The sequence below is a fragment of the Corallococcus sp. EGB genome, assembly GCF_019968905.1.
In the GTDB taxonomy this organism is placed as follows: Bacteria; Myxococcota; Myxococcia; order Myxococcales; family Myxococcaceae; genus Corallococcus.
This window is the reverse complement of sequence record NZ_CP079946.1, coordinates 4,008,658-4,033,065: the sequence shown is the minus strand read 5'-3', so window position 1 is coordinate 4,033,065 and position 24,408 is coordinate 4,008,658. Positions and strand designations below refer to the sequence as shown.

Genomic DNA, 24,408 nt, shown 5'->3' with positions numbered 1-24,408 from the left:
AGTGTACGCTGAGATCAACGCGCGGCCTCAAGCCGCGAGAGAGCCGGGCCCGACGCAGCACGCACGGTATGGGTGGGGGTACTGAACAGATTGACTCTACACGTATGTTCAGGGAGCATGGGCCACTGAAATTCTGTTGCCCATCACCGCCAGAGCAGGCGGGCGACCGAGCGAAGGAGTGCGGCCATGGAAGAGCTCACGGAGCGCCAGCGCGAGATCCTGACCTTCATCGTGAAGGAGACGGAGGTCCGGGGCTTCCCACCGACCATCCGGGAGATTGGGGAGCACATGGACATCCGCTCGACCAACGGGGTGAACGACCACCTGAAGGCCCTGGAGCGCAAGGGCTACCTGACGCGCGGGGAGCAACAGAGCCGCTCGCTGGTGCCCACCAAGCGGGCGAGGCTGCTGTTGGGCCTGGGGATGAAGAGCCGGGAGTCCGGCATGGTGGAGATCCCCCTGCTGGGCAAGGTGGCGGCGGGTGCGCCGGCGCTGGCGCAGGAGCACATGGAGGACTCGGTCAAGATCGACAGCTTCCTCCTGGGCGGGGTGAACGGCCGGGAGGTGTTCGCGCTGAGGGTCAAGGGCCAGTCGATGATCGACGACGGCATCCACGACGGGGACTACCTCTTCGTGAAGAAGACGCCGTCGGCGCAGCCGGGTGAGATCGTGGTGGCGCTCATCGAGGACGAGGCCACGGTGAAGCGCTACTACCCGGAGGCGGATCGGATCCGCTTCCAGCCGGCGAACGCGACGATGCAGCCCATCTACGTGAACCGCTCCGACTTCCGCTCCACGATGATCCTGGGGCAGGTGGTGGGCGTGTACCGGAAGCTGCAGGGCGGCCGGACGTAAGCGGCCGGGGTGCTGTTCCGCCCGGGCACCGTGGGTCCGGGCGGAGAGCTCAAACGGGGGTGAAGCGGACGCCCGTGGCGCGGATGCGCTCCAGGGCGAGCTTGATGTCCTCGGAGACGATGAGGGCGATGGACCAGCCCCACGTCCGGAAGACCTGAGCATCGCCGACCTGCGGCGGATCGATGCGCATGCCGTCGACGTCACGGTACTGGCCCACCCGGTCCGGCCGGCCATCTTCAGGCGTCCACCGGATCACCTCTTCAGAGGCTTCATCATCGATGCAGCGGATGAGCCACCCTGCTTCGCGCAGTTCGTCGAACGTCATCGCGCGGTCGGCCTGCTTCACCAGCGTCAACCATCCGTTCAACAACCCCCCACACCGTGTCCACGCCCAGATATGCGATGGCCGTCGCGGTCATCAGCGCCGTGAGCCCCTTGGACACGGGCTCCGGCAAGGACCACAGCAGCAGATAAACCGTGACGGAGGCCGTCACGGTGGCGAGCACCGCTCGCGGATTCACTGTGTCACGACCAAGGACTCCGCGCGCCCTGTCTCCAGACGCACGACCCGGCCGGACGCGCAGCCCGTCAGGAGGCACAGCAGCATCAGGCACAGCCATCCACGGCACATGCCTACGGGCACTTCACCACGCCACCATCCGTCGCCGCCGCTGCCACGCGGGCACAGGCGGCCTGCACGGTGACCGTGTCCTTCAACTCACGCGCAAGTCTCGCGGTGGACAACTGCAGGTCCACGTTCTTCACTTGCCCCGGCTCCGCGCCCAGGCTCGTCAGGATTCGCAGGGCGTCCTGCTTGCGCCCCATCGACGTGAGCAGCTCCGCGAGCTCCTGCATCTCCCCCACGTCCCCACCCGACACCGTGTCCAGGGCCTTCTGCAGCTCGCCCTCCGCCGCCGCGCGCTCGTTCGCCGCCAGGTGCGTCCTCGCGAGCGCCACGTGCACGATGGCGCGGTCCTTCACCTTCAATGACTCGCCATACGCCTTCAGCGCTTCCTCGCGCTTGCCCAGCTTGAGCTGGATCTCCGCCACCAGCTCCCACAGCGTGGGGTCCTTGGGCGACTTCTTCGCGGCCTCCGCATAGGCCGCCGCCGCTTCCGGCAATCCGCCCGCGCGCACCTCCGCGTCCCCCAGCGCCGTCAGCACCTCCGGCGTCCGCACGCCCTGCCCCGTCGCCTTGCGCATGAGCCCGAGCACCTCGTCCTGCCGCCCCTGCTTCGTCAGCACGTCCACCGCGCGCACCAGCAGGTCGGACTTCGACGCGTCCGGCGCGGCCTCGGCCGCCTGCGTGAAGTCACGCACCGCCTCGTCGTGGTCGCCGCGGTCCTCGGCCAGCTCGCCCAGCTGCTCCAGCGCGTTGAAGTCCTTCGCGTGCAACGCCAGCGCCTTCTGCAACGACTGACGGGCTTCGTCCTTCTTGCCCAGCTGCGCCTGGATGAACCCCAGCCGGCTCCAGTTGGTGGAGCGCTTCGGATCCAACCGCAGCGCGGCCTCGAACTCCTTCGCGGCATCCTCCAGGCGGCTCATCGACAGCAGCACCTCGCCCCTCGCGGCGGGCAGGCGCGGGTCGCTCGGCATCAGGGCCTTCATCTCGTCGAAGGACTTGAGCGCGGCGTCGAAGTTGCCCTTGAGGTACTCGGAGTTGCCCTGGAGATAGAGCCCCTCCGCCTGATCCTTCGGATCGAGCTTCGGCGTTTCGGTGCAGGCCCCCGAGGCCAGCAGGGCAAGGAGCGGAAGGGCGCGCAGACGCGAGGACATGAGAGGCTCCGGAAGACTCAGAAGTGGTATGCGATGCCGGCGTTGACATCCAGGTTGAGGCCGTTGCCCGCGCCGCCGTCCGCGAGCCCCAGCACCGCCTGCGCGATGTTCGTCCCCAGCTCCAACTGGAAGGCCACGTGGCCCACCAGCAGGTACTCCAACCCCACGAAGCCCACCACGGACGGCAGCGGGCCCGTGCTCTGGAAGATGCCGTAGTCGCCGAACGACAGCTGCACGCCCAGACCGAAGCCCCAGTACGGCCGCAGGGACTTCTCCAGCCGGTGGTAGTGCCTCGCGCCCACGATGCTGGGCAGCACGCTGAGCTCACCCTCGTCGTTGCCGCCAGCGTGTACCCACGTGAAGCCCACCTGGACGAAGCCCTGCCATTCCGGGTGGAACCAGTAGCCCACCTCCAGGTCCAGGCCCGGATTCAACGACGACAGCTTGTCGATGAAGCTGTTGTTGAAGCGCACCCCCAGCGCCAGCCCGCCTCCCGGCGACGACACCGCGGCGCCGCCCAGCAGTGGCCGGGGTTTGATGGATGGACCGGGCGGCTCCAACGCGACGCTCAGCTCGTCGGACACGGCGACGACCGTGCGCACCAGCTCACCGTCATTGGACGCCTCGGCGCGCGGCCGGCCGAGGCTGTGGCCGTCCTTCGCGTCCATCAGGGCCGCGGAGAGCAGGTACTGGTTCCCAAACCGGTCCAGGCGGCCCGTGAGGATGTAGCGGGCGCCGGTCAGTGACGACAGCGCCTGGAGGCAGTCCGCCTCGTCGCAAGACGTGCTGCCTACGAGTTCCCGCTGGCGCTCCGCGCCGACCTTGGACTGGACCTCGCGCTGCGACAGCACGCGCAGCCTGGGCGACTCCGCGAGCCGGCTCGCGATGAGCGACGTGATGCCGGGCGCGGCCTCCTCCGCCGCCGCGTTGGCCTGCAGCGGCAGCACCGCCACCGTGAGCGGCGCCGGGTCCGTGGACGGAGTGACGGCCGTCCCGCCCTGCGCGAGTGCAGGCGACGCCAGCGACACGAGGCACGCGATGAGGAGCCGGGGGAGGCGAGACACGCCCGACACTCTACCCTCCTCCCGGCCCGCGCCCAGGCCTTCCATGGCCGCTTCCCTGCCCGCTCAGCCCCGCTGGTTGAGCTTCGCCGCGATGGAACGCACCACGACCCGGGGACTGAGCCGCAATGAGAAGGCCGCCAGCCAGTTGAGCGCGCCGTGGATGACGACCACCCGCCCCTTCATCATCGCCGCATAGGCATGGCCCGCGACCTCGGGCGCCTCCGCCACGCCCGGCCGTTTGAAGAGGCGCGACTCCGCGTTGCCGGCGCGGTCCGCGAACTCCGTGCGCGTGGCGCCCGGACAGTGGCAGGTCACCGTCACGCCCGTGCCCTCCAGCTCGACCGCGAGCGCCTCCGTGAACGACAGCACGAACGCCTTCGTCGCGTAGTACGTGGCCATGTACGGCCCCGGCTGGAAGCCCGCCGTGGACGCGATGTTGAGGATGCGCCCCTGCTTGCGCTCGCGCATGGGCCGCGCGAACAGGTGCGTGAGCTTCAGGAGCGCGGCGCAGTTGACCTCCACCATCTCCGCCTCGCGCGCGATGTCCTGATCCAGGAACGCTCCGGAGGAACCGAACCCCGCGTTGTTGACGAGGAAGTCCACCGCGAGCCCCAGCTCCCGCACGCGCGCGAAGAGCTGCTCTGGCGCGGAGGGCTGTCCCAGGTCCGCTGGCAGCACGTGCGCCTTCACCCCGTGCGCCTGCTCCAGCTTCCGGGCCAGCTCCTCCAGCTTCGCCACGCCGCGCGCCACGAGGATGACGTCGTGCCCGTCCTTCGCGAACTGCTCCGCGAACTGCACCCCAAGCCCCGCCGATGCACCGGTGATGAGCGCCACTTGCCGCGACATGGTGATGCCTCCCGGCAGGCCGGTATAGCAGAGCGCCGGAAAGCCGCGTGCCGGGCCACGCTCGAAGCGGGAAGTGCCTCCTGGAAGCAGAAGGCCCCAGGCCCGCGCACAAAGCGGTTGCCCGGGAGGATCCATGGCCCTATTCGGAAGGGGACCCCGAGGACGTGGAGGCCGGCATGGAGCGCATGGAGACCCTCGAAGCGCTGCTCGCTCGCGGACGGACGGAGGACGTAGCGCTCGCTGCGCCCGGCAGGCAGGGCATGAGCCACGGCGCGCTGCGGGAGCTCACCGCGCGGATCCGCGAGCAGTTGAACGCGTGGGGCCTGGGCCAGGGGGACCGCGTCGCGCTGGTGCTCCCCAACGGCCCGGAGATGGCGGCAGCGTTCCTCGCCGTGGCCAGCGCCGCGACGACCGCGCCGCTCAATCCCGCCTACCGCGCGGAGGAGCTCGCGTTCTACCTGGACGACCTTCAGGCCCGAGCGCTCATCGTGCTCGAAGGAACGGAGGCGCCGGCCCGCGAGGTCGCGCGCGCACGCGGCATCCCGCTCATCGAGCTGAGTCCGACGGTGGATGGGCCGGCGGGGCACTTCACCCTCAAGACGGCACAGCCGCCATCGCGCCAGGCGCACCGGCCGGGCACCGCCCACGCGGACGACGTCGCACTGGTGCTGCACACGTCGGGCACGACCGCGCGGCCCAAGCAGGTGCCGCTGACGCACGCGAACCTCAGCGCCTCCGCGAAACACATCGGCGCGCAGCTGGACCTGGGGCCCACGGATGCGTGTCTCAACATCATGCCGCTGTTCCACATCCACGGGCTCGTGGCGGCGGTGCTGTCCAGCCTGGGCGCCGGAGGCCGCGTGGTGTGCTCCCCCGGCTTCAACGCCCTGCGCTTCTTCACCTGGTTCGAGGAGGTCCGCCCCACCTGGTACACGGCCGTGCCCACCATGCACCAGGCTCTGTTGGAGCGCGCCCGCCGCAACGCGGACAGCCTGAAGGGCCACCGGCTGCGCTTCATCCGGTCCTCCTCCGCGTCGCTGCCGCCGCAGGTGATGGAGGAACTGGAGCGCGTCTTCGGAGTGCCCGTCATCGAGAGCTACGGCATGACGGAGGCCGCGCACCAGATGGCCTCCAATCCGCTGCCACCGCGTCCCCGGTACGCAGGTTCGGTGGGGCTCGCCGCCGGGCCCGAGGTCGCCATCATGGACGACGCGGGCACGCTGCTGCCTCCGGGGACGCCCGGCGAAGTGGTCATCCGAGGTCCCAACGTCATGTCCGGCTACGTGAACAATCCCGAGGCCAACTCGCGCGCCTTCACGCACGGATGGTTCCGCACGGGCGATCAGGGCACGCTCGACGCGCAGGGCTACCTGCGGCTCACCGGCCGGCTGAAGGAGCTGATCAATCGCGGCGGCGAGAAGCTGAGCCCGCTGGAGGTGGACACCGTGTTGCTGGATCACCCCGCCGTGCAGCAGGCCGTGACGTTCGCCCTGCCCCATCCCAAGCTCGGTGAGGAGGTCGCCGCCGCGGTCATCCCGCGCGAAGGCCACCAACCCACCGAGCGCGAGCTGCGCGACTTCGTGGCGGCGCGCGTAGCGGACTTCAAGGTGCCCCGCCGCATCGTCTTCCTCACGGAGCTGCCCAAGGGCCCCACCGGCAAGGTGCAGCGCATCGGGCTCGCGGCGCGGCTGGGGCTCACGTCATGAGGGTCGCCATCTTCGGCGCGGGCGCCATCGGCGGGTTCCTCGGCGTCAAGCTGCTCCAGGCCGGCGCGGACGTGACGTTCATCGCGCGAGGCCCTCATCTGGACGCCATGCGCGCGAATGGCGTCACGCTCACCAGCGGCGGCGAGACGGTCACCGTGCGTCCGCATTGCACGGACTCACCCGACGACGCGGGCCCGCAGGACTACGTCTTCCTCACGCTCAAGGCCCACGCGCTGCCCGCCGCCGCACCTCAAATCGCGCGGCTGCTGGGCCCGGAGACGGCGCTCGTCACCGGCATCAACGGCGTGCCCTACTGGTACTTCCACGGACTCGAAGGCGCATACGCGGGCCGCCACATCGAGAGCGTGGACCCCGGCGGAGTGCTGCTGCGCACCCTGCCTCCCGAGCGCGTCATCGCCACCGTGGTGTACCCGGCCGCTGAGGTCGTCTCCCCCGGCGTCATCGTGCACACGTACAACGACCGCGTGACGCTGGGAGAACCCGACGGCAGCAAGAGCCCCCGCGTGCAGGCCCTCTCACGGCTCATGATGAAGGCCGGGCTCAAGTCGCCCGTGCGCCCCCGCATCCGCGACGAAATCTGGGTGAAGCTCTGGGGCAACCTCGCCTTCAATCCGCTGTCGGCACTCACCGGCGCGACGCTCGACGTGCTCGCGCGCCAGCCGGACCTGCGCGCGGTGGCTCGCGCGATGATGCTGGAGGCCCAGGCCGTGGCGGAGCTGCTGGGCACGCGCTTCCTCATCGACGTGGATCAGCGCATCCAGGGCTCGGCCCAGGTTGGCGCGCACAAGACGTCCATGCTTCAAGACCTGGAGCGCGGGCGCCCCATGGAGATCGACGCGCTGCTGGGCGCCGTCGTGGAGCTGGGCCAGCTCACCGGCAAGCCCATGCCCACCTGCGAGAACATCCTCGCCCTGGTGCGCGAGCGTGCGCGTCACAGCGGCGGCTATCCGCCCCGCGAAACACCCCCCGCGCCCCAAGGCACCTAGTCGGACGCGGACGGCATCACGCCCAGGTACTCCAGCGGATCCGCCGGCTTGCCGTCCACGCGCACCTCGAAGTGCACGTGCGGGCCGGACGTGCGGCCGGACTCGCCCACCGTGGCGATGACCTGCCCGCGCCGGACCTTCTGCCCCGTCTTCACGCGCAGGTCGCGGTTGTGCGCGTAGAGCGTGATCAGCGGCGGCGCGTGCTCCACGATGACGATGAGGCCGTAGCCCTTCTGCTCGCCCGCGTAGAGGACCGTGCCCTCCTGAGCGGTCTTGACGGGCGTGCCCGCGGGCGCCGCCAGGTCGATGCCGTCGTGCGGCTCCTTCCCCTTCTTGCCGAAGCGGCCATACAGCACGCCGCGCAGCGGCCAGTCGAGCATCCCCTGCGTCGCGAGCTTCGGACGCGACGGCGCACCCGGGCGCCCCGACACCACGCGCGCCCTCGGCGGCTCCTCCTTGCGCGACACCGCCGGCACCGGACGGCGCGGCGTGGACACCGGCGCCTGCCCCGGCTTCGACAGCACCAGCTCCGGCTCCTCGTCGGACAGCGGCCCCGGGTCGCCGTACGTCGGCGGCTCACTGCCCGGGATCATCAGCTCCTGCCCCACCGCCAGCTCGCGCGGGTCCTTGATGCCGTTGGCCTGGGCCAGCTCCTCCACCGTGATGCCGTACGTCTTGGCGATGCGGTACATCGTCTCGCCCGGGGCCACGCGGTGGCGCACCGCCACCAGCTCCGGCTCCTCGTGCGTGGGCCTCAGCGCGAAGGACAGCGGCTTGCCGCTCCCCGCCGACTCGGGCTGCACGGCGGTCTCCAGGCCCGAAGCGGAAGCGCCCCGGGTGCTCGCGCAGCCGCCGAACAGCGCGGCCGCGAGCAACACCCAGAGCGCCCTGCCCGCTCGGCTGGAGCCGCCCGGCCCCAACCTCAGGCACCGCCGCCCGAACCATGCCGCGTGAAGCCCTGCAGGTTCCACCCCGAGAGCTCGGGGATGCGACCGTGGTCGGTCATCTCGAAGTGCAGCGGCGTCACCGACACGCGCTTCTCGTCGAAGACGGCGTTGCAGTCGCTGCCCGGGATGTCCTCGTGCGCGTACTCCGTGCCGCCAATCCAGTAGTACTTGCGGCCGCGCGGGTCCTCCTTCTCCACGACGTTGTAGCCGTAGGAGTGCCGCCCCTGCCGGGTGATGACGTAGCCGTCCGGCTCCACGCCCCCCGGGATGTTCACGTTGAGGAGCATCCTCGGCGGCAGGGGCCGGGCCAGCGCCTCCGTCACCAGCGCCCGCGCGAAGCGGCCCGCCGGCCCGAAGTCGAACGGCCCCCGCGTCACCAGGCTGAACGCGATGGCCGGGACGCCCAGGAACGCCGCCTCCATGGCCGCCGCCACCGTCCCGGAGTACGTGACGTCGTCCGCCAGGTTCGCGCCGTGATTGATGCCGGAGACCATGAGCTGGGGACGATTGTCCTTCAGCAGGTGGTTCACCGCCAAATACGAGCAATCCGTGGGGGTGCCGTCCACGGCGAACCACCGCTCGCGCACCTCCTTGATGCGCAGCGGCCGGTGCAGGCTGATGGCATGGGAGGCGGCGCTCTGCTCGCGGTCAGGCGCCACCACCCACACCTCGCCCAGCGGGCTGACCGCCTCCACCAGCGTCTGCAACCCCTCGGAGAAGTAGCCGTCGTCGTTGGAGACGAGGATGCGGGGACGCGAAGTGCTCACGGTCACTGCTTCTTCGCGAGCGAGCGGAAGGCGGACCGGCCGGCGTACCGGGCCCCGGACCCCAGCTCCTCTTCAATCCGCAGCAGCTGGTTGTACTTGGCCACGCGGTCGGAGCGCGACGCCGAGCCCGTCTTGATCTGCCCGCAGTCCAGCGCCACCGCCAGGTCCGCGATGGTGGTGTCCTCGGACTCGCCGGAGCGGTGGCTCATGATGGACGTCATGCCCGCCTTGTGCGCCATGCGCACCGCGTCGAACGTCTCCGTGAGCGAACCAATCTGGTTCACCTTCACCAGGATGGAGTTCGCCGTGCCCGTCTCGATGCCCTTGGACAGGCGCTCCACGTTGGTGACGAAGAGGTCGTCGCCCACCAGTTGGACCTTGTCACCCAGCGCGTCGGTGAGCTTCTTCCACCCCTCCCAGTCATCCTCCGCCATGCCGTCCTCGATGGAGATGATGGGGTACTTCTGGCTGAGGCTCCGGTAGTACTCCAGCAGGCCCTGCGAGTCGTACTCCTTGCCCTCGCCCTTGAGCTTGTACTTCTTGGAGCCCTTGTCGAAGAACTCGCTCGCGGCCACGTCCAGCGCGAGGAACACCTGCTCGCCGGCCTTGAAGCCCGCGGCGTCGATGGCCTCCATGATCAGCTTGAGCGCCTCCTCGTTGGCCGGCAGGTCCGGGGCGTAGCCGCCCTCGTCGCCCACGCCCGTGGCCAGCTTGCGGCCCTTGAGGATCTTCTTGAGCGCGTGGAACACCTCCGCGCCCCAGCGCAGGCCCTCCGCGAACGTCTTGGCGCCGGCGGGCACCACCATGAACTCCTGCACGTCCACGCGGGTGTCCGCGTGCGCGCCGCCGTTGAGGATGTTCATCAGCGGCACGGGCAGCGTGCGCGCCTGGAGGCCGCCCACGTAGCGGTACAGCGGCAGGCCGTGCGCGTCCGCCGCGGCGCGCGCGGTGGCCATGGAGACGGCGAGGATGGCGTTGGCGCCCAGCTTGGACTTGGTGGACGTGCCGTCCAGCTCGATCATCCGCTTGTCCACGGCCACCTGGTCCACGGCGTCCATGCCGATGAGCGCCGGCCCGATGGTGTCGCGCACGTGGTCCACGGCCTTCTGCACGCCCTTGCCCAGGTAGCGGCTCTTGTCGCCGTCCCGCAGCTCGTGCGCCTCGTGCTCGCCGGTGGAGGCACCGGACGGCACCGTCGCGCGGCCACGCGAGCCGCCCACGAGCAGCACTTCGGCCTCCACGGTCGGGTTGCCACGGGAATCGAGCACTTCACGCGCCAGGATTTGAGCGATCTCGGTCATAGGGCGCCGTTTCTACGGGGCACGGCCAGAACGGGCAAGCGCGCTCGCAAGGGCCGCCTGCTACAGTGTCCAGCCGCCGAATGCCTCCTCCTCCCAAGCGACGCACCACGGGGCCCGACCCGTTGCCCGGCCAGCGCGCCCGGGGGGCCCTGCTGGGCCTCGCCATCGGCAACGCGCTCGCCGTCCCCACCGCGGGGAGGCCCTTCTACGCGCCGGCCTTCCCCCAGCTCGCCGAGGGGCCGTACCTGGGCATGCACGGAGGCGGCCCGCACGACCTGCGCAAGGGGCAGGTGACGGAACCCACCCAGCTGGCGGTGGCGCTGGCCCTGAGCCTGCGGGACATGAAGCGCTACGACGCGGGGGACGCCCTCAAGCGCTACCGGGCCTGGCAGTCCCACGCCATCTCCGTCAGCGAGCCCATGAAGGAGCTGTTCCAGGAATGTGACGCCAGCCTCCCGCCGCAGCTGATGCACTCCGGCAAGCGCGTCTGGTTGAAGAACCTCCGGCGCCTGGCCCCCGCGGGCGCCCTGCCGCGGGTGGTCCCCCTGGGCATCCACCTGGCGAGGGACTCGTTCGCGCTGGCGAAGGCCGCGCTGGAGGACACCGCCCTCACCCACTTCGACCCGCGCAGCCAGCTGGCCAGCGCGGGGCTGTGCGCCGCCATCGCCAAGGCGGTGACGGGTGGCCCGAACCTGAAGGCCGCGGACCTGCTGCCCGCCGCCGAGGTGGGCATCTCCCTGGCGGGCGCCGCCCTGGGGAAGCAGGAGAAGGACTACGTGCAGGAGGTGGCCCAGGCCGCGGCCCTGCTGCGCGAGGACCTGGCCCTCGCGGCCAGGGACGACCCGCAGCTCTACGGGCCGGAGCTGCACATGCACCGGCCCGGCAACAACGCGGTGCGTGCCGCGTTCCGGCTGGCCTTCTGGGAGCTGCTCCACGTCCCCACGGCCGAGGCCGCGCTGCTGGACGTCATCCACCGGGGCGGCGACACGGAGGTCCACGCCGCCGTGACGGGAGCCCTGGTGGGCGCCTTCCATGGGGAGGAGGCCCTGCCGGAGGAGTGGCGCCAGAAGGTCCTCCTGGCCTTGCAGCCCTACAACCCCCTCCAGAAGGGCACGGTGCTGTGGGAGGTGTACCACCCCCGGCACCTGCTGCTCCTGGCACCGGCGTAAGGCCGCCCGCAAGTGAGAAGCCCGCGGGAGCCGCCCTTCGAGGGTCGGCCCGGCCGCGGGCTTGAAGACACGCCGTGGCACCGGAGCCACGGGTGGGATGGGTCATCAGGCGCGAAGGTCGATGACGACAACGCCTCGCGACGGCTTCTCGTCCTCGGTGTCCGTCCTCCGGTGGGGACGGTCATCGGGTGCAGGCAGTGGGAGCTCCACCACCGGCCGCTCGTAATCCTCGCGGCGGAGCCGCTCGCGGCGCTTGATTTCTTCAATGATGAACGCGTCGAGCATGGGTTCGGTTTCTCCCTCAGCCTACGTACCCCAATGTACGCCCGCCGTCCCGCCCCCTTACCACTTCCACATCTCTTTGATGCAAATTAAGAACCCCGGTTTCTTTCTGGGGATGGCCCCCTGGTTCCGCATGGCTGCTCGTCCAGCTTCGGACATCCAGGCCAGGGCCACCGTGCCACGGATGTCAGAGCGTCGCCCGTGGACGTTCAAAATTCGCCTGATCCTAATGCGTCCGCCGCGCGCTGCAACACGACTCATTTCAGGTGGCCCCCCTGCCGTCGCGTGGCACGGCTCCGGCCGAAAAGGGCCCGCCCGCCCTCCTGCTCTCTTGCACGGCCCGGGCCGTGGAGGAGGACAGGCAGGCGGGCGGAAAGCCGACGCAGGACGTCAGGCGCCGGGGAGGCCTAGGTGCTCTCGGCGCGGCGCTTGAAGGCGTCCAGCATCTTGGGGAGCTGGGTCTCCGTGAGGGTGTTGATGATGGCCTTGGGGATGAGGGCGCCCAGGGCCATCTCCACGTTGTAGGTCGCGCGCGTCTTGCCCTCGCCCTCGGGCTCCAGCGTCCAGCTGCCCTTGTTGTCCTTCATCACCTCGCCCTCGATGAAGGTCCAGGACATGCGCTTGGGGCGCTCCTCGGTGACGCGGATGGAGTAGCGGATGCGCTTCACCACATCGACCTCGTAGTGCACCTCGACGGTGTTCCCCTGGCGCTTCCCGGTGGTGATCTTCTTCACCTCCGGGAGGAACTCCGGGTAGCGGTCGTAGTTCGTGATGATGTCGAAGACCTTCTCGACGGGGGCGTTGATGGTGATGGTGCGCGTGGCGCCGGCCATGGCGGTGTCTCCGGGAGGCTGGGGGGTCGAGTCCGACGGACAGCTTACGGCGCGTAGCCCGGCTTCTTGTCGAACTTGTGGATGGACTGGATGAAGCGGACGGTGCCCGTCTTGCTGCGCATGACGACGGAGTGCGTCTCGCAGCCGCCGCCGAAGAAGCGCACGCCCTTGAGGAAGTCGCCGCTGGTGACGCCGGTGGCCGCGAACATCACCTCGCCCCTGGCCAGGTCCTCCGCGGCGTAGATCTTGTGGATGTCGGTGATGCCCATCTTCTTCGCGCGTTCAATCTCGCCCTGGTTGCGGGGCACGAGCCGGCCCTGCATGTCGCCGCCGGTGGCGCGGATGGCGGCCGCGGCGATGACGCCTTCAGGCGCGCCGCCGATGCCCATGAGCACGTCCACGCCGGAGCCCTCGAAGCAGGTGGCGATGGCGCCCGCCACGTCACCGTCCTCGATGAGGCGCACGCGGGCGCCCGCGGCGCGGACCTCCTTGATGAGGTCGGCGTGGCGCTCGCGGTCCAGAATCATGACCGTGAGGTCCTCCACGTAGAGCTTCATGCGCTCCGCGATGGAGCGCAGGTTCTCCGTGGGGGACTTGCGCAGGTCGATGGCGCCCTTGGCGCGCGGGCCCACGGCGAGCTTCTCCATGTACGTGTCGGGCGCGTTGAGCAGGCCGCCCTGGCTGGACATGGCCACGACGGAGATGGAGCCCGGGCGGCCGTAGGCGCACAGGTTGGTGCCCTCCAGCGGGTCCAGGGCGATGTCCACCGGGGGGGCGCCGTCCTCGCGGCGGCCCACCTTCTCACCGATGTAGAGCATGGGCGCCTCGTCGCGCTCGCCCTCGCCGATGACGACCGTGCCGTCGATGTGCAGCGCGTCGAAGGCGCGGCGCATCGCGTCCACGGCGGCCTGGTCGGACTCGTCCTTGTTGCCGCGGCCCATGAGGCGGGCGGAGGCGATGGCCGCCATCTCGGTGACGCGCACGACCTCCATTGCCAGGTTGCGATCCATTGTCGGGTGCTCCTCGTTCGGGAATACGGGAAGGGAAGAAAGTCAGGTGTCGGTGTCGTCCGCGGCCTTCAGGCGGGCGATGGCTTCGGGGAGCCGCTGGGGCCTGCCGTCGCGCCCCACGCAGGCGTGCATGGTGCGGCCGGTGCACAGGAGCGCGGGGACGTCCCCGTCGCGCAGCAGCTCGTATGTGAACACGAGTGACGCGCGGCGCAACTCGCTCAGGGTGGTGCGGATGAGGAGCATGTCGTCGTAGCGCGCGGAGGCCTTGTACGCGGCGCTGGCCTCCACCACGGGCAGGAGCAGCCCGGTGCTCTCCAGCTCCCGGTAGCTGCCTCCGTGGGCACGGAAGAACTCGCTGCGGGCGAACTCGAAGTAGCGGAAGTAGTTCGCGTAGTAGACGACCCCCATCTGATCCGTGTCGCCATAGATGACGCGCAGCCGTGCCTCGACCATTGGGGCGGCCATATCAGGGCGGGGTGACGTGTCCAAGCGGCGGGCGCTCATGTTGGTTGCTTCTGTTCATCCGCCCGGAGAGGCTGCCGCCCCATGTCGCGTCTGCTCGCCGCCCTCCTGCTGCTTTTCGCCCTGCCCGCCTCCGCCAAGGCCCCGAAGCTCACGCTGTTCATCAGCGTGGACGCGCTGGGCAGCGACCTCCTGCTCCGAAGCCGTCCGCGCCTCACGGGGGGCCTGGGGCGGCTGCTCTCCACTGGCGCGTACTTCCCCTACGCCCGGTACGCCTACGCGGAGGCCCGGACGGCTCCGGGCCACGCGACGCTGGCCACGGGCGCGAACCCCTGGCGCCACGGCATCGTGGACAACGACACCTACGACCGCGCTGCGGGCCAGGCGGTCCAGGTCTACACGGACCCGACGCATCCGGTGTTGAACGCGGAGACGCCCCCGGGGTCGGACACGAGCCCGGTGAACCTGATGGCGGAGACGCTGGCGGACCGGCTGCGCGTGGCCACGCAGGGCCGGGGCAAGGTGGTGGCGCTGTCGTACAAGGCGCGCGCGGCCATTCCGCTGGCCGGGCGGCAGGGCCAGGCCTGGTGGTTCGACGAGGCCACGGGGCGGATGGTGACGAGCACCTGGTACGCGAAGGAGGAGCCCGCGTGGATGCAGGCGTTCAACGCGCGCAAGCTGGCGGACGCGGGGTTCAGCAAGACGTGGGAGCTGTCGCGGCCGCGCGCCGAGTACGTGGGCGAAGATGACCGCCCCATGGAGCCGGAGGCCTACGGCATGGGGCGCGTGTTCCCGCATGAGCTGAAGGGCGGGCTCCAGGCGCCCGGGCCGGCGTCGTACCGGGCGTTCGCGGTGTCGGGGTACTCGCATGACCTGCTGGTGCAGGCGGCCAAGGCGGCGCTGGAGGGCGAGGGCCTGGGCAAGGACGACGTGCCGGACATCCTCGCGGTGAGCTTCAGCGGCACGGACGCGGTGTTCCACGCGTTCGGGCCGTACTCGTGGGAGATGCAGGACACGATGCTGCGGTTGGATCAGGCGATTGGAGAGCTCATCGCCGCGGCCGAGCGCGCGGCGGGGGGCAAGGCGAACCTGGTCATCGCGCTGTCGGCGGACCACGGCGGCGCGGAGATCCCGGAGGCGTGGGCGCAGGCGGGCGTGCCGGCGGCGCGGCTCAACCCGGTGGAGGCGGCGAAGGGGCTGACGCAGGAGCTGAAGGCGAAGTTCGGTGTGGACGTGACGGCGAAGATGTTGGAGCTGGATGTGTACCTGGGCGGCAAGGCGCTGGAGTCCGGCCAGGTGGAGGCGGTGGCGGTGCGGCGCGCGGCGGCGGCGTGGCTGGCGAAGCAGCCCTACGCGGCGTGGGCGGTGGCGAAGGACGACCTGGACACGGCCTCCGACGCGGGAGGGCTCATGGCGGCGATGCGCCGTGGCTACTACCCGGTGCGCAGCGGTGACGTGGTGTTCATGGCGAAGCCGTTCCAGGTGGTGAGCGACTATCCGCGCGGCACGAACCACGGCACGCCGTATTCGTATGACACGCAGGTGCCCGTGGTGTTCGCGGGCAAGGGCGTGAAGCCGGGGTTGTATCTGGAGGAGATCAACCCCGTGGACGTGGCCCCGACCCTGTCCGCGCTGCTGGAGATGGGGATGCCCGCGTCGGCGGAGGGCAAGCCGCGCGCGGAGGCGCTCACCGGGGCACGGTGAGCACCCGGCACGCATGAAACGCAAAGGGCAGGTCGAGTCGGCTTCCACCGACCCGCCCTGCCCTTCAAGTCACCATGACTGAAAGCCGTGCGTCAGCCCTGCGCGGAGCGGGGCTTGCGTGCGGACCTCTTCGTCGTCTGGATCTCCAGCGACAGGTCCATGGCCCGCGCCGAGTGCGTCAGCGCGCCCATGGACACGAAGTCCACGCCCAGCTTCGCCAGCCGCGGCAGCCGGTCCAGCGTGACGCCGCCCGACACCTCGATGGGCACGCGGTTCGCCGTCAGCTTCACCGCTTCGCGGATCTGCGCGTCGTCCATGTTGTCCAACATGATGACGTCCGCGCCCGCCACGAGCGCCTCCTCCAGCTGCTTGAAGTTGGTGACCTCCACCTCGATCTTCACCAGCCGGGGACCATTCAGCTTCGCGCGGCGCACCGCTTCGGTGATGTCGCCACCCACCGCCGCGATGTGATTGTCCTTGATGAGGATTCCGTCGAAGAGGCCGAAGCGGTGGTTGGACGCGCCGCCCATGCGCACCGCGTGCTTCGCGAGCCCACGCATGCCCGGCGGCGTCTTGCGCGTGTCCAGCACCCGCAGCTTCGACCCCCGCACCGCCGTCACCGCCTGCTGGGCCAGCGTCGCGATGCCCGCCGCGCGCTGCACCAGGTTGAGCGCGGTGCGCTCCGCGGCCAGCAGCGAGCGCAGCTTGCCGTGGACCTTCGCGGCGACGACCTTCGGTTTGATCTCCTCGCCGTCCCGCTTGAGGACCTGCACGTCCACCTCCGCGTCCACCATGTGGAAGACGCGGACGAAGGCATCCAGGCCGGCGATGATCATCTGCTCCTTCGCGACCAGCTCACCGCTGCCCTCCGCATCCGCGGGGACCACCGCCAGCGAGGTGACGTCCCCCGCCGCACCGAGGTCCTCGTCGAGGGACAGCGCGATGAGCCGATCGAGATAATCCTGCTGCACCTTCTGCCTCCTACCGGCGCGCCTTGCGAGCCGGCTTGCCCCGAGTGGACTTCTTCGCCGCCGCCTTCTTCGCGGCGGTCTTCTTCCCCGCCGCCTTCTTCGCGGAGGCCTTCTTCGCCGGAGCCTTCTTGCCCGCGGCCTTCTTCGCAGAGGCCTTCTTCGCGGCCGGCTTCTTGCCCGCGGCCTTCTTCGCCGGAGCCTTCTTGCCCGCCGCCTTCTTCGCAGGGGCCTTCTTGCCCGCGGCCTTCGCGGCGGTCTTCTTGCCCGCGGCCTTCTTCGCGGAAGCCTTCTTCCCCGCGGCCTTCTTCGCGGGGGCCTTCACCGGCTCCGCCGAGCCCTCCGGCGCCTCACGGGTGTCGCCACCCTCCTTGGCCCGGTCGAACTCGCGCATCGCATCGTCCACGAGCCCCATGCTCATGTACGCGACGCCCAGGTCGTGGTGGTCCGCCGCGGACAGGCCTTCCTTGGTGCCCTCGCGCAGCTTGTTGAGCGCCTCCTCCACCACCGGATCCGCCGCCTGGGGCGACTTCGAGGCCTCTTCCGCCTCGATCTCACCCTTCAGCTCCTGGCCCAGGTTCACCTCTTCGCCCTTTGGTGCCGGCGGCTCGGTGGCCACCTTCACCTGCGCGGTCTCGGGCGCGGGGACTTCGGACGCTTCAGGGGCTTCGGACTCGGTGCTGCCCGGTAATGGCGACGGCGTCTCGGACATGGGGGGCTCCGGGGCGATGCGCTGGAGGTGATCCTGCAGCTTGACCGTGCGCTCCTGGAGCTCCGCCACCCGGGCCTTGTCCTTCTCCACCACGTCCGGCGGAGCACGGGCCACGAAGTTCGGGTTGTCCAGCTTGCGCTGCAAACCGGCGAGCTCCTGCTCGGAGCGGGCGATCTCCTTCTTCAGGCGGTCGCGCTCCGCGTCCAGGTCCACCAGGCCCGCCAGGGGCACGTAGATCTCCAGGTTGCCGCTCACGAACGCCGCCGCCTGCGGAGGCTTGGCGCCCGGAGGGCCCACCACCACCTCGGACAGACCCGCGAGCGGCATCAGGTACGCGCGCCAGCGCTCCAACAGCTCGCGCGTCGTCGCGTCCGGGCTCTGCACCACCGCCTTCACCTTGGCGGACGGCGGCAGGTTGCTCTCGCCGCGCAGCGTGCGCACGCCCTCGATGGCCGCGATGACCGGCGCCATCTCCGCCTCCGCGCCCGCGTCCACCCGGGCCGGCTCCGGCTCCGGGTACGCCGCGATGCAGATGCTCTCCGTGGGCCGGGACATCGGCAGCTTCTGCCAGATCTCCTCGGTGATGAACGGCATGAACGGGTGCATCAGCCGCAGGATGCGATCCAGGCACGTCACCAGCACCGCGCGCGTGGTGTCCTTGGCCTCCGCGTCGTCGCCGTACAGCGAGCCCTTGGCCAGTTCAATGTACCAGTCGCAGAACTCCGCCCACAGGAACTGGTACAGCGTGGACGCGGCCTCCGCGAAGCCGAACGCCTCCAGCGAGGCGTGCGTCTCCATCGTGGCCTTCTGCAGCCGGGAGAGGATCCACCGGTCCGCCAGCGTCAGCGCGCGGCCCTCCAGCGGCGTCTTGTCCAGGCTGAAGTCGCCCATGTTCATCAGGGCGAAGCGGCTGGCGTTCCACAGCTTGTTGCAGAACGCCTTGTAGCCCCCCAGCCGGTCCATGGACAGCTTGATGTCCCGGCCCTGCTGCGTGAGCGACGCGAGCGTGAAGCGCAGCGCGTCCGCGCCGAACGCGGGCATGCCCTGCGGGAAGCGGTTGCGCAAGGACGGCTGCAGCGACTCCGCCTTCGCGCCGAGGATGACGTCCAGGGGATCAATCACGTTCCCCTTCGTCTTGGACATCTTCTCGCCCTTCTCGTCGCGCACCATCGCGTGCAGGTACACGGTGCGGAAGGGCACGTCGTTCATGAAGTGCAGGCCCATCATCATCATCCGGGCGACCCAGAAGAAGATGATGTCGTGGCCCGTCTCCATCACGGACGTCGGGTAGAAGGTCTGGAGGTCCGCCGTCTGCTTCGGCCAGCCCAGCGTGGAGAACGGCCACAGCGCGGACGAGAACCAGGTGTCCAGCACGTCCGGATCCTGCGTCAGCTCCTTGCCGCCGCACTTGGGGCAGGACTCCGGCGCCGTGCGCGACACGATGACGTCCGCGGTGTCCTTCGAGCGCTCCTCGGGGGGCGTGCACGCCGTGCAGTACCACGCGGGGATCTGGTGGCCCCACCACAGCTGGCGGCTCACGCACCAGTCGTGGATGTTGTTCATCCAGTGGAAGTACGTGTTCGTCCAGGACTCGGGGACGAACTTCGTGCGGCCCTGCTGCACCGCCTCGATGGCCGGCTTCGCCAGCGGTTCAATCTTGATGAACCACTGCGGCGACAGGCGCGGCTCCACCACCGTGGCGCAGCGCTGGCAGGTGCCCACGCTCAGCTTGTGCGGCTCCTCCTTCTCCAGCAGGCCCTGCTCCGTCAGGTCCGCCAGCACCTGCTTGCGCGCCTCCGCGCGATCCAGGCCCGCGTACTTGCCGGTGTCCTTCGTCATCCGCGCCGCTTCGTCCAGGATGGACAGCATCGGCAGCTTGTGGCGCAGGCCCGTCTGGTAGTCGTTGAAGTCGTGCGCGGGCGTGACCTTCACCACGCCGGTGCCGAACTCCATGTTCACCAGCTCCGCGTCCGCGATGATGGGGATCTCGCGGTCGGTGAGCGGCAGGCTCACGCTGCGGCCCACCAGGCCCAGGTAGCGCGGATCCTCCGGGTGCACGGCGACGGCCGTGTCGCCCAGGAGCGTCTCCGGGCGCGTGGTCGCCACCGTGAGCGTCCGGTCGCTGTCCTTCACCGGGTAGCGGATGTGCCAGAGCGAGCCGTTCTTCTCCTCGTGCTCCACCTCGAGGTCGGAGAGGGCCGTGCGGCAGGACGGGCACCAGTTGATGAGCTTCTGGGCCCGGTACATCAGGCCCTCTTCGTACAGCCGGACGAACACCTCGCGCACCGCGGCCGAGGACACCTCGTCCATGGTGAAGCGCTCGCGGCTCCAGTCCAGCGACGCGCCCAGGTAGCGGTGCTGCTCACCGATGCGCGCGCCGAACTTGCCCTTCCACGTCCAGACGCGCTCGAGGAACGCCTCGCGGCCCAGGTCGTGGCGGCTCTTGCCTTCCGTCTTCTTGAGCTCCTTCTCCACCACCATCTGCGTGGCGATGCCCGCGTGGTCCGTGCCGGGCAGCCAGAGCGCGTTGAAGCCGCTCATCCGCTTCCAGCGCGTGAGGATGTCCTGGATGGTCGCGGTGAGCGCGTGGCCGATGTGCAGGCTGCCCGTCACGTTGGGCGGCGGCAGCACGATGCTGAACGGCGGCTTGGCGGAAGGGGCTTCGGCGCGGAAGTAGTTGCGCTCCAGCCAGTGGTTGTACCACCGCGCCTCCACTTCGGAGGGCTCGTAGGCCTTGGACAGTTCAGTCGTGTCAGTCATTGCAAGCGGCCGGCCCCCGACGGGGCCGGCGGGGAATCAGAGGGAACTGCGAATCAATGCTGGGTCTCGCGGTCCTTGATGAGCCGCTCCAGCTCTTCCCGGATGATGGTCTCCGCCAGCTGCGGGACGACCTCCCAGGCGATCTTCTCGATGACCTCGCGGGACGCCTTCGACAGCGCCTCGCGCAGCAGCGCCTCGCCGCCATCCGCGGCCGGACGGGCCTGGGGCGCGGGCGGGGCGGCAGGGGCCGGAGGCCCGCCGATGTCCAGGGAGATCTCCTCCGCACCGCTGGTGTCCGGCAGCGAGTCCTCGATGCGGATGCTCTCCTGGCGGGCCTGCGCCGCGGGCGGAGCGGACGGTGCGCCCAGCCCGAACGGATCCCGGGCCCGGGCCGCCGGCGGCACCGCGGCCGGAGGAGGCGCGGACGGCAGCGTCGCGGCGCCCGGAGGACGCGGGAAGCCACCCGGGATGCTCGGAGCACCAGGGCCCGGAGGACGCGCGGCCATGCCCGGAGGCGGAGGCACGCCCGGCCCCGGAGGCCGCGCGCCGGGAGGCGGTACGCCCGGCCCCGGCGGACGCGCGCCGGGAGGAACCGCGCCCGGGGGCACGGCACCCGGAGGACGCGCGCCCGGAGGCATGGCACCGGGAGGAGGACGCGCGCCCGGGGGCATGGCGCCAGCTGGCGGCGCGCCCGGAGGACGGGCCCCCGGAGGCACCGCGCCCGGCAGCGGACGCGCCGCGCCGGGAGGCGGCGGAACACCCGCGCCCGGAGGACGCGCGCCCGGAGGCGGAGGCACGCCCGGCCCCGGAGGACGGGCCCCCGGAGGCACCGCGCCCGGAGGCGGCGCACCCGCGGGACGCGCGCCCGGAGGCACCGCGGCGGGCGGAGCAGCGGCCGGGGCGCCCGGAGCGGCGGCCTGGGGCAGCACGCGCGTCGCGGCGGAGGCGGGCATCGTGTTGGACTTCTGGCCCACCAGCGCCTTCACCTTGTCCAGGAGGATCTGGCTCTCGAAGGGCTTGGTGATGTGGTCGTCCGCCCGGGCGGCCTTCGCGCGGTTCTCGTCGAACGCCTCGAAGGTGCCGGCCAGGAGCAGCACCGGGATGCCCTGCGTGGCGGGGTCGTTCTTGAGCGCCTCGCAGACCTCGTAGCCGCTCTTGCCCGGCATCATCACGTCGGCGAGCACCACGTCCGGACGCAGCTCACGCGTGCGGGAGATGGCGTCCAGCCCGTTGTCCACCGCGGTCACCTGGAAGTCTTCCGTCGCGAAGATCATCCCGATCACCTTGCGGATGGTGAGCGAGTCGTCGGCGATCAGCAGATTCTTGGGCATCGGCTCCGGCCTCGGGGGGCGCATACCCCCCTGAATTCGTTTGAGATTTCGGGCGAGCAAGCCTGCCTGCACGCCCTGTGTCAATCGGAGAAGCTTAGGATTCGCGCTTTGGGCCGATCAAGAAAACATGCGCTGCAGGTCCAGTAACATCACCGGATCCGGCAGCCCTGGCGCCCGGAATGTTCCAGGCAGCTCGGCCGGCTTGAACTTCTGCAGCACGCCGAGCACCCGGGTGGCCGCCAGCCCCACGTTCCGGCCCGCCAGCTCCGTGAGGACGAACAGCTCCTCCACCCGGGCCGGCGCCCCCAGGAGGGCCGGAATCGAGCAGATGGGCCACAACGCCTGTGCGTGGGGATAGACCCCCGCCACCGGCCCGCTCTGCACCGGGAGCACGCTGAAGGCCTCGCCCCGGGGCACCACCTGGGAGACGCAAGCGAGCGGCACGCCGAAGAGCACCCCCTGCGACTCCAGCACCAGCGCCCGCTCCGGGGGCACGTCCGCCCAGTGCACGGGCCGGGACTCCGGTGGGGTCGCCCGGGGGCCCGCCCGGTGCGGCAGCGCCTCCACGATGAGCTCCAGGTACAGCCGGTCCTTGTGCAGCACCGCGCCCCGGCTGAGCGGAGCCAGCGAGTCCGCCAGGCCCGGGGGCAAGAGGAAGAACGGATCCCGCGCGACGTCCGCGACCTCCACCACGGAGCGCACCCGCACCGCGAGCGTGGGGCTGACGTCCAGCACCACGACCATGCCTGGCACGTCCTCGGGCGGGCCGCCGAGCAGCGCGGAGAGGTCCTTCACCTCGAGTACGCCGCGCAGGCTCGCGCCGCGTGCGCCCGGCATCGCGACCTCGATGACGGACGTGGCCTCCACCGCGTAGCGCGTCTCACCGGCCTCCACCAGCAGGCAGAGCCGCCGTCCGCTTTCAAAGGGCACGGCCCGGGACCCTAGCAGCCTTCCGGCGTTGGGTGCTAAGCCGAGAACAGTCATGGCGCGACTGCTCCTCGTCGACGACGAAAAGATCGCCCGCAATCTCTACGGCGACTACCTCACGGCCGCGGGCCACCTCGTCACGGCGGTGCCTGGCGTGGCGGATGCGAAGGCCGCCCTCTCCGCGGAGCGGTTCGATGCGGTGGTGACCGACCTCATCCTCCCCGGCGGCGACGGCATGGAGGTGCTCCGCCACGTGCGCGAGCGCTACCCCGGCGTGGAGGTGGTGGTCATCACCGGCCTGGACAAGGTGGCCCCCGCGGTGCGCGCCATCAAGAGCGGCGCGGCGGAGTACCTCGTCAAACCCGTGGCGCCGGAGGCCCTGGAGCACGCGCTGCGCCGCGCGCTCACCACGCGCGACCTGATGCGCGAGAACGCGTCCCTGCGGCAGCACGTCGCGCTCCTGGAGGCGGGCCAGCGCATCGCCACCACGCTCGACCGCGAGCGCCTGTCCACGGCCGCCGCCGACGCGCTGGAGTCCATGGCCAACGCCTCCGCGGTGATGCTCCTGGAGCGCGATCCCTCCGGCACGGGCTTCCGCTCGCATGGCATGCGCGGGCTGCCGGTGGACCTTCATGAGGCGCTCGTGCCGCAGCTCATCGAGCGGCTCTCGGGCACGCGTACGTCCCTCTCGCTCGACGGCCTGCAGGTGCCGTGGCCGCGCACCCTCTCCTTCCCCGCCATGGACGGCGACCTGGTGCTGGGCCACGCGGTGCTCTTCCACGACAGCGCGCCCGCGGAGCACCACGCGGAGACGGTGGGATTCCTCGTGCGCAACTGGGCCCTGGCCCTGCGCAACATGGGCCGCTTCGCCGCCGTGGAGGACCTGGCGTACGTCGACGACCTCACCCGCCTGTTCAACACGCGCTACCTGCACCTGGTGCTGGATCGCGAGGTGAACGAGGCCCTGCAGACCGAGCGCCCCTTCTCCCTGCTGTTCCTGGACCTGGACCGCTTCAAGGCCATCAACGACACGCACGGCCACCTGGTGGGCTCGCGCGTGCTGGTGGAGGCCGCGCGCGTGCTCAAGGGCTGCGTGCGCGACCCGGACGTGGTGGCGCGCTTCGGCGGCGACGAGTACGTGGTGCTGCTGCGCGGCACGGACTCCGGCGGGGCCCTCAAGGTCGCCGAGCGCATCCGCCGCACCATGGAGACCCATCAGTTCCTGGGCCGCGAGGGGCTGGCGCTCAAGCTCACCACCTGCATCGGCGTGGCCAGCTTCCCCGAGCACGCCCAGGACAAGGACCACCTGTTGGATTTGTCCGACCGGGCCATGTACCGGGGCAAGCGCGGCACGCGCAACGTCGTCTACATGGCGGCGCAGGACCTGGAGGCCACTCCGGCCGAGCGCCGTCAGAATCCGCCGCCCCAGCAGGGCCAGGGCGGCTGAGCCGGCCGCCGCGCTACTTGCGCAGGCTGCCCACGGTGAGGCGCTTGGGCAGCTCCACCTCCGCGGGCTCGGCGCCACCGCCCTCCCCCACCGCCTCCACCGCTTCGTGAGGGGCGCCGGTGGTGATGAGGTGGTACTTCTGCGAGGCCTCGCGGTCGTGCTGGGCCTGCTCCGGGTCCAACCGCGCGATGAGCTGCCAGAACAGGGCGGCGTGCTCGCGCTCCTCGTCCATCACGTGCCGCAGGATGGCCTTCGCCTCCTCGTTGTCCGTCGCGTCCAGGTGCGCGGCATAGAGGTTGATGGCATCCAGCTCCGCCTCGATGTTGAGCCGGATGGAGCGGGCCAGTTCGGAGTCCGTCAGCTTCCGGGGCACCAGCGAGTGGAACGGGTTCGTCTGCGGCATGAAGGGCCTCTGCGACAGGGAGGGTCCCCAGCGGGCCAGGCGGGCACGGCTGGAGGGCGCTCACGAGCATCCGTTCGGCCGCGAGCGCGGTCAACCGAATCCCGCCGGGGGTGCGTTGCGTGTGAACACCC

21 protein-coding genes and 2 pseudogenes are annotated in these 24,408 nt (G+C 70.5%); 6 read left to right on the top strand and 17 right to left on the bottom strand.

Annotation, left to right across the window (positions count from 1 at the left end):
* Positions 1-186: 186 nt before the first annotated feature.
* On the top strand, positions 187-855 hold the full coding sequence (gene lexA / locus KYK13_RS17050) for a transcriptional repressor LexA (protein ID WP_223645598.1): 669 nt from the start codon (positions 187-189) through the stop codon (positions 853-855).
* 49 nt (positions 856-904) lie between these two features.
* Here lexA and KYK13_RS17045 read toward each other — a convergent pair.
* From KYK13_RS17045 to KYK13_RS17025, 5 genes and pseudogenes are all read right to left on the bottom strand, one after another.
* A pseudogene (locus KYK13_RS17045) lies at positions 905-1,147 on the bottom strand (imm11 family protein); the annotation flags it as partial.
* 3 nt (positions 1,148-1,150) lie between these two features.
* Positions 1,151-1,382: pseudogene (locus KYK13_RS17040) on the bottom strand (hypothetical protein); the annotation flags it as partial.
* Between the two features lie 106 nt (positions 1,383-1,488).
* Positions 1,489-2,631 (bottom strand): lipopolysaccharide assembly protein LapB, encoded by a 1,143-nt coding sequence (locus KYK13_RS17035; protein ID WP_223645597.1) that lies wholly within the window; start codon positions 2,629-2,631, stop codon positions 1,489-1,491.
* 17 nt (positions 2,632-2,648) lie between these two features.
* Positions 2,649-3,695 carry a hypothetical protein gene (locus KYK13_RS17030; RefSeq protein ID WP_223645596.1) on the bottom strand — a complete coding sequence of 349 codons (1,047 nt, stop codon included), beginning with the start codon at positions 3,693-3,695 and terminating at the stop codon, positions 2,649-2,651.
* 63 nt (positions 3,696-3,758) lie between these two features.
* On the bottom strand, positions 3,759-4,541 hold the full coding sequence (locus tag KYK13_RS17025) for an SDR family oxidoreductase (protein WP_223645595.1): 783 nt from the start codon (positions 4,539-4,541) through the stop codon (positions 3,759-3,761).
* 176 nt (positions 4,542-4,717) lie between these two features.
* Here KYK13_RS17025 and KYK13_RS17020 point away from each other — a divergent pair, with 176 nt between their 5' ends.
* The gene (locus tag KYK13_RS17020) at positions 4,718-6,247 is read left to right on the top strand and encodes an acyl--CoA ligase (protein WP_223645594.1); all 1,530 of its coding nucleotides are present in this window, start codon (positions 4,718-4,720) and stop codon (positions 6,245-6,247) included.
* On the top strand, positions 6,244-7,254 hold the full coding sequence (locus KYK13_RS17015; RefSeq protein ID WP_223645593.1) for a 2-dehydropantoate 2-reductase: 1,011 nt from the start codon (positions 6,244-6,246) through the stop codon (positions 7,252-7,254). The genes KYK13_RS17020 and KYK13_RS17015 overlap by 4 nt, the downstream gene beginning before the upstream one ends.
* On the opposite strand, the gene KYK13_RS17010 is transcribed toward KYK13_RS17015, so the two are convergent.
* The 3 genes from KYK13_RS17010 to eno are packed head-to-tail and all read right to left on the bottom strand — an operon-like array spanning position 7,251 to position 10,269.
* Positions 7,251-8,132, bottom strand: coding sequence for a peptidoglycan DD-metalloendopeptidase family protein (locus KYK13_RS17010; protein ID WP_223645592.1), 882 nt, complete (start codon positions 8,130-8,132; stop codon positions 7,251-7,253). The two genes, KYK13_RS17015 and KYK13_RS17010, sit on opposite strands and share 4 nt — an antisense overlap.
* A 44-nt stretch (positions 8,133-8,176) precedes the next feature.
* Positions 8,177-8,968: a 5'/3'-nucleotidase SurE gene (surE, locus tag KYK13_RS17005; protein ID WP_223645591.1), complete on the bottom strand. Its 792-nt coding sequence runs from the start codon at positions 8,966-8,968 to the stop codon at positions 8,177-8,179.
* Between the two features lie 2 nt (positions 8,969-8,970).
* A complete protein-coding gene (eno, locus tag KYK13_RS17000) occupies positions 8,971-10,269 on the bottom strand; it encodes a phosphopyruvate hydratase (protein ID WP_223645589.1) in 1,299 nt (432 codons plus the stop codon).
* Positions 10,270-10,349: 80 nt separating this feature from the next.
* Between eno and KYK13_RS16995 the strand changes: the two genes are divergently transcribed.
* Positions 10,350-11,438 (top strand): ADP-ribosylglycohydrolase family protein, encoded by a 1,089-nt coding sequence (locus KYK13_RS16995; protein ID WP_223645587.1) that lies wholly within the window; start codon positions 10,350-10,352, stop codon positions 11,436-11,438.
* A 105-nt stretch (positions 11,439-11,543) separates the two neighbouring features.
* On the opposite strand, the gene KYK13_RS16990 is transcribed toward KYK13_RS16995, so the two are convergent.
* From KYK13_RS16990 to KYK13_RS16975, 4 genes are all read right to left on the bottom strand, one after another.
* The gene (locus tag KYK13_RS16990) at positions 11,544-11,723 is read right to left on the bottom strand and encodes a hypothetical protein (RefSeq protein ID WP_223645585.1); all 180 of its coding nucleotides are present in this window, start codon (positions 11,721-11,723) and stop codon (positions 11,544-11,546) included.
* A gap of 404 nt (positions 11,724-12,127) precedes the next feature.
* A complete protein-coding gene (locus KYK13_RS16985) occupies positions 12,128-12,553 on the bottom strand; it encodes a type II toxin-antitoxin system RatA family toxin (protein ID WP_223645582.1) in 426 nt (141 codons plus the stop codon).
* 44 nt (positions 12,554-12,597) lie between these two features.
* A complete protein-coding gene (gene glpX, locus KYK13_RS16980) occupies positions 12,598-13,563 on the bottom strand; it encodes a class II fructose-bisphosphatase (RefSeq protein ID WP_223645580.1) in 966 nt (321 codons plus the stop codon).
* A gap of 42 nt (positions 13,564-13,605) precedes the next feature.
* On the bottom strand, positions 13,606-14,016 hold the full coding sequence (locus KYK13_RS16975; RefSeq protein ID WP_223646636.1) for a thioesterase family protein: 411 nt from the start codon (positions 14,014-14,016) through the stop codon (positions 13,606-13,608).
* 93 nt (positions 14,017-14,109) lie between these two features.
* Here KYK13_RS16975 and KYK13_RS16970 point away from each other — a divergent pair, with 93 nt between their 5' ends.
* On the top strand, positions 14,110-15,729 hold the full coding sequence (locus KYK13_RS16970) for an alkaline phosphatase family protein (RefSeq protein ID WP_223645578.1): 1,620 nt from the start codon (positions 14,110-14,112) through the stop codon (positions 15,727-15,729).
* Positions 15,730-15,821: 92 nt separating this feature from the next.
* Here the strand turns inward: KYK13_RS16970 and nadC are convergent, their stop codons facing one another.
* The 4 genes from nadC to KYK13_RS16950 all read right to left on the bottom strand — a co-directional run bounded on the left by nadC (position 15,822) and on the right by KYK13_RS16950 (position 22,484).
* Positions 15,822-16,700 carry a carboxylating nicotinate-nucleotide diphosphorylase gene (nadC, locus tag KYK13_RS16965; protein ID WP_223645576.1) on the bottom strand — a complete coding sequence of 293 codons (879 nt, stop codon included), beginning with the start codon at positions 16,698-16,700 and terminating at the stop codon, positions 15,822-15,824.
* 10 nt (positions 16,701-16,710) lie between these two features.
* Positions 16,711-20,169 carry a valine--tRNA ligase gene (locus KYK13_RS16960; RefSeq protein WP_223645574.1) on the bottom strand — a complete coding sequence of 1,153 codons (3,459 nt, stop codon included), beginning with the start codon at positions 20,167-20,169 and terminating at the stop codon, positions 16,711-16,713.
* 53 nt (positions 20,170-20,222) lie between these two features.
* Positions 20,223-21,500, bottom strand: coding sequence for a PleD family two-component system response regulator (locus KYK13_RS16955; RefSeq protein ID WP_223645572.1), 1,278 nt, complete (start codon positions 21,498-21,500; stop codon positions 20,223-20,225).
* A 117-nt stretch (positions 21,501-21,617) separates the two neighbouring features.
* Entirely contained in the window at positions 21,618-22,484 is an 867-nt protein-coding gene (locus KYK13_RS16950; RefSeq protein WP_370645379.1) for a chemotaxis protein CheW, read from the bottom strand.
* On the opposite strand from KYK13_RS16950, the gene KYK13_RS16945 reads away from it, so the two are divergent.
* Positions 22,483-23,874 (top strand): diguanylate cyclase, encoded by a 1,392-nt coding sequence (locus tag KYK13_RS16945; protein ID WP_223645568.1) that lies wholly within the window; start codon positions 22,483-22,485, stop codon positions 23,872-23,874. The genes KYK13_RS16950 and KYK13_RS16945 overlap by 2 nt on opposite strands.
* 13 nt (positions 23,875-23,887) lie before the next feature.
* Here KYK13_RS16945 and KYK13_RS16940 read toward each other — a convergent pair whose 3' ends face one another.
* Positions 23,888-24,277, bottom strand: coding sequence for a demethoxyubiquinone hydroxylase family protein (locus tag KYK13_RS16940; protein WP_223645566.1), 390 nt, complete (start codon positions 24,275-24,277; stop codon positions 23,888-23,890).
* Between the last annotated feature and the right edge of the window lie 131 nt (positions 24,278-24,408).

Excerpts from the sequence above, each read along its gene's own strand:
- KYK13_RS16960 (WP_223645574.1), bottom strand. The coding sequence starts at position 20,169 with ATGACTGACACGACTGAACTGTCCAAGGCCTACGAGCCCTCCGAAGTG.
- KYK13_RS16950 (WP_370645379.1), bottom strand. The coding sequence starts at position 22,484 with ATGACTGTTCTCGGCTTAGCACCCAACGCCGGAAGGCTGCTAGGGTCC.
- KYK13_RS16990 (WP_223645585.1), bottom strand. The coding sequence starts at position 11,723 with ATGCTCGACGCGTTCATCATTGAAGAAATCAAGCGCCGCGAGCGGCTC.
- KYK13_RS16955 (WP_223645572.1), bottom strand. The coding sequence starts at position 21,500 with ATGCCCAAGAATCTGCTGATCGCCGACGACTCGCTCACCATCCGCAAG.
- glpX (WP_223645580.1), bottom strand. The coding sequence starts at position 13,563 with ATGGATCGCAACCTGGCAATGGAGGTCGTGCGCGTCACCGAGATGGCG.
- KYK13_RS17035 (WP_223645597.1), bottom strand. The coding sequence starts at position 2,631 with ATGTCCTCGCGTCTGCGCGCCCTTCCGCTCCTTGCCCTGCTGGCCTCG.
- KYK13_RS16995 (WP_223645587.1), top strand. The coding sequence starts at position 10,350 with ATGCCTCCTCCTCCCAAGCGACGCACCACGGGGCCCGACCCGTTGCCC.
- KYK13_RS16945 (WP_223645568.1), top strand. The coding sequence starts at position 22,483 with ATGGCGCGACTGCTCCTCGTCGACGACGAAAAGATCGCCCGCAATCTC.
- KYK13_RS16975 (WP_223646636.1), bottom strand. The coding sequence starts at position 14,016 with ATGGTCGAGGCACGGCTGCGCGTCATCTATGGCGACACGGATCAGATG.
- KYK13_RS17015 (WP_223645593.1), top strand. The coding sequence starts at position 6,244 with ATGAGGGTCGCCATCTTCGGCGCGGGCGCCATCGGCGGGTTCCTCGGC.
- KYK13_RS16970 (WP_223645578.1), top strand. The coding sequence starts at position 14,110 with ATGTCGCGTCTGCTCGCCGCCCTCCTGCTGCTTTTCGCCCTGCCCGCC.
- KYK13_RS17025 (WP_223645595.1), bottom strand. The coding sequence starts at position 4,541 with ATGTCGCGGCAAGTGGCGCTCATCACCGGTGCATCGGCGGGGCTTGGG.
- KYK13_RS16985 (WP_223645582.1), bottom strand. The coding sequence starts at position 12,553 with ATGGCCGGCGCCACGCGCACCATCACCATCAACGCCCCCGTCGAGAAG.
- lexA (WP_223645598.1), top strand. The coding sequence starts at position 187 with ATGGAAGAGCTCACGGAGCGCCAGCGCGAGATCCTGACCTTCATCGTG.
- eno (WP_223645589.1), bottom strand. The coding sequence starts at position 10,269 with ATGACCGAGATCGCTCAAATCCTGGCGCGTGAAGTGCTCGATTCCCGT.
- KYK13_RS16940 (WP_223645566.1), bottom strand. The coding sequence starts at position 24,277 with ATGCCGCAGACGAACCCGTTCCACTCGCTGGTGCCCCGGAAGCTGACG.
- KYK13_RS17020 (WP_223645594.1), top strand. The coding sequence starts at position 4,718 with ATGGAGCGCATGGAGACCCTCGAAGCGCTGCTCGCTCGCGGACGGACG.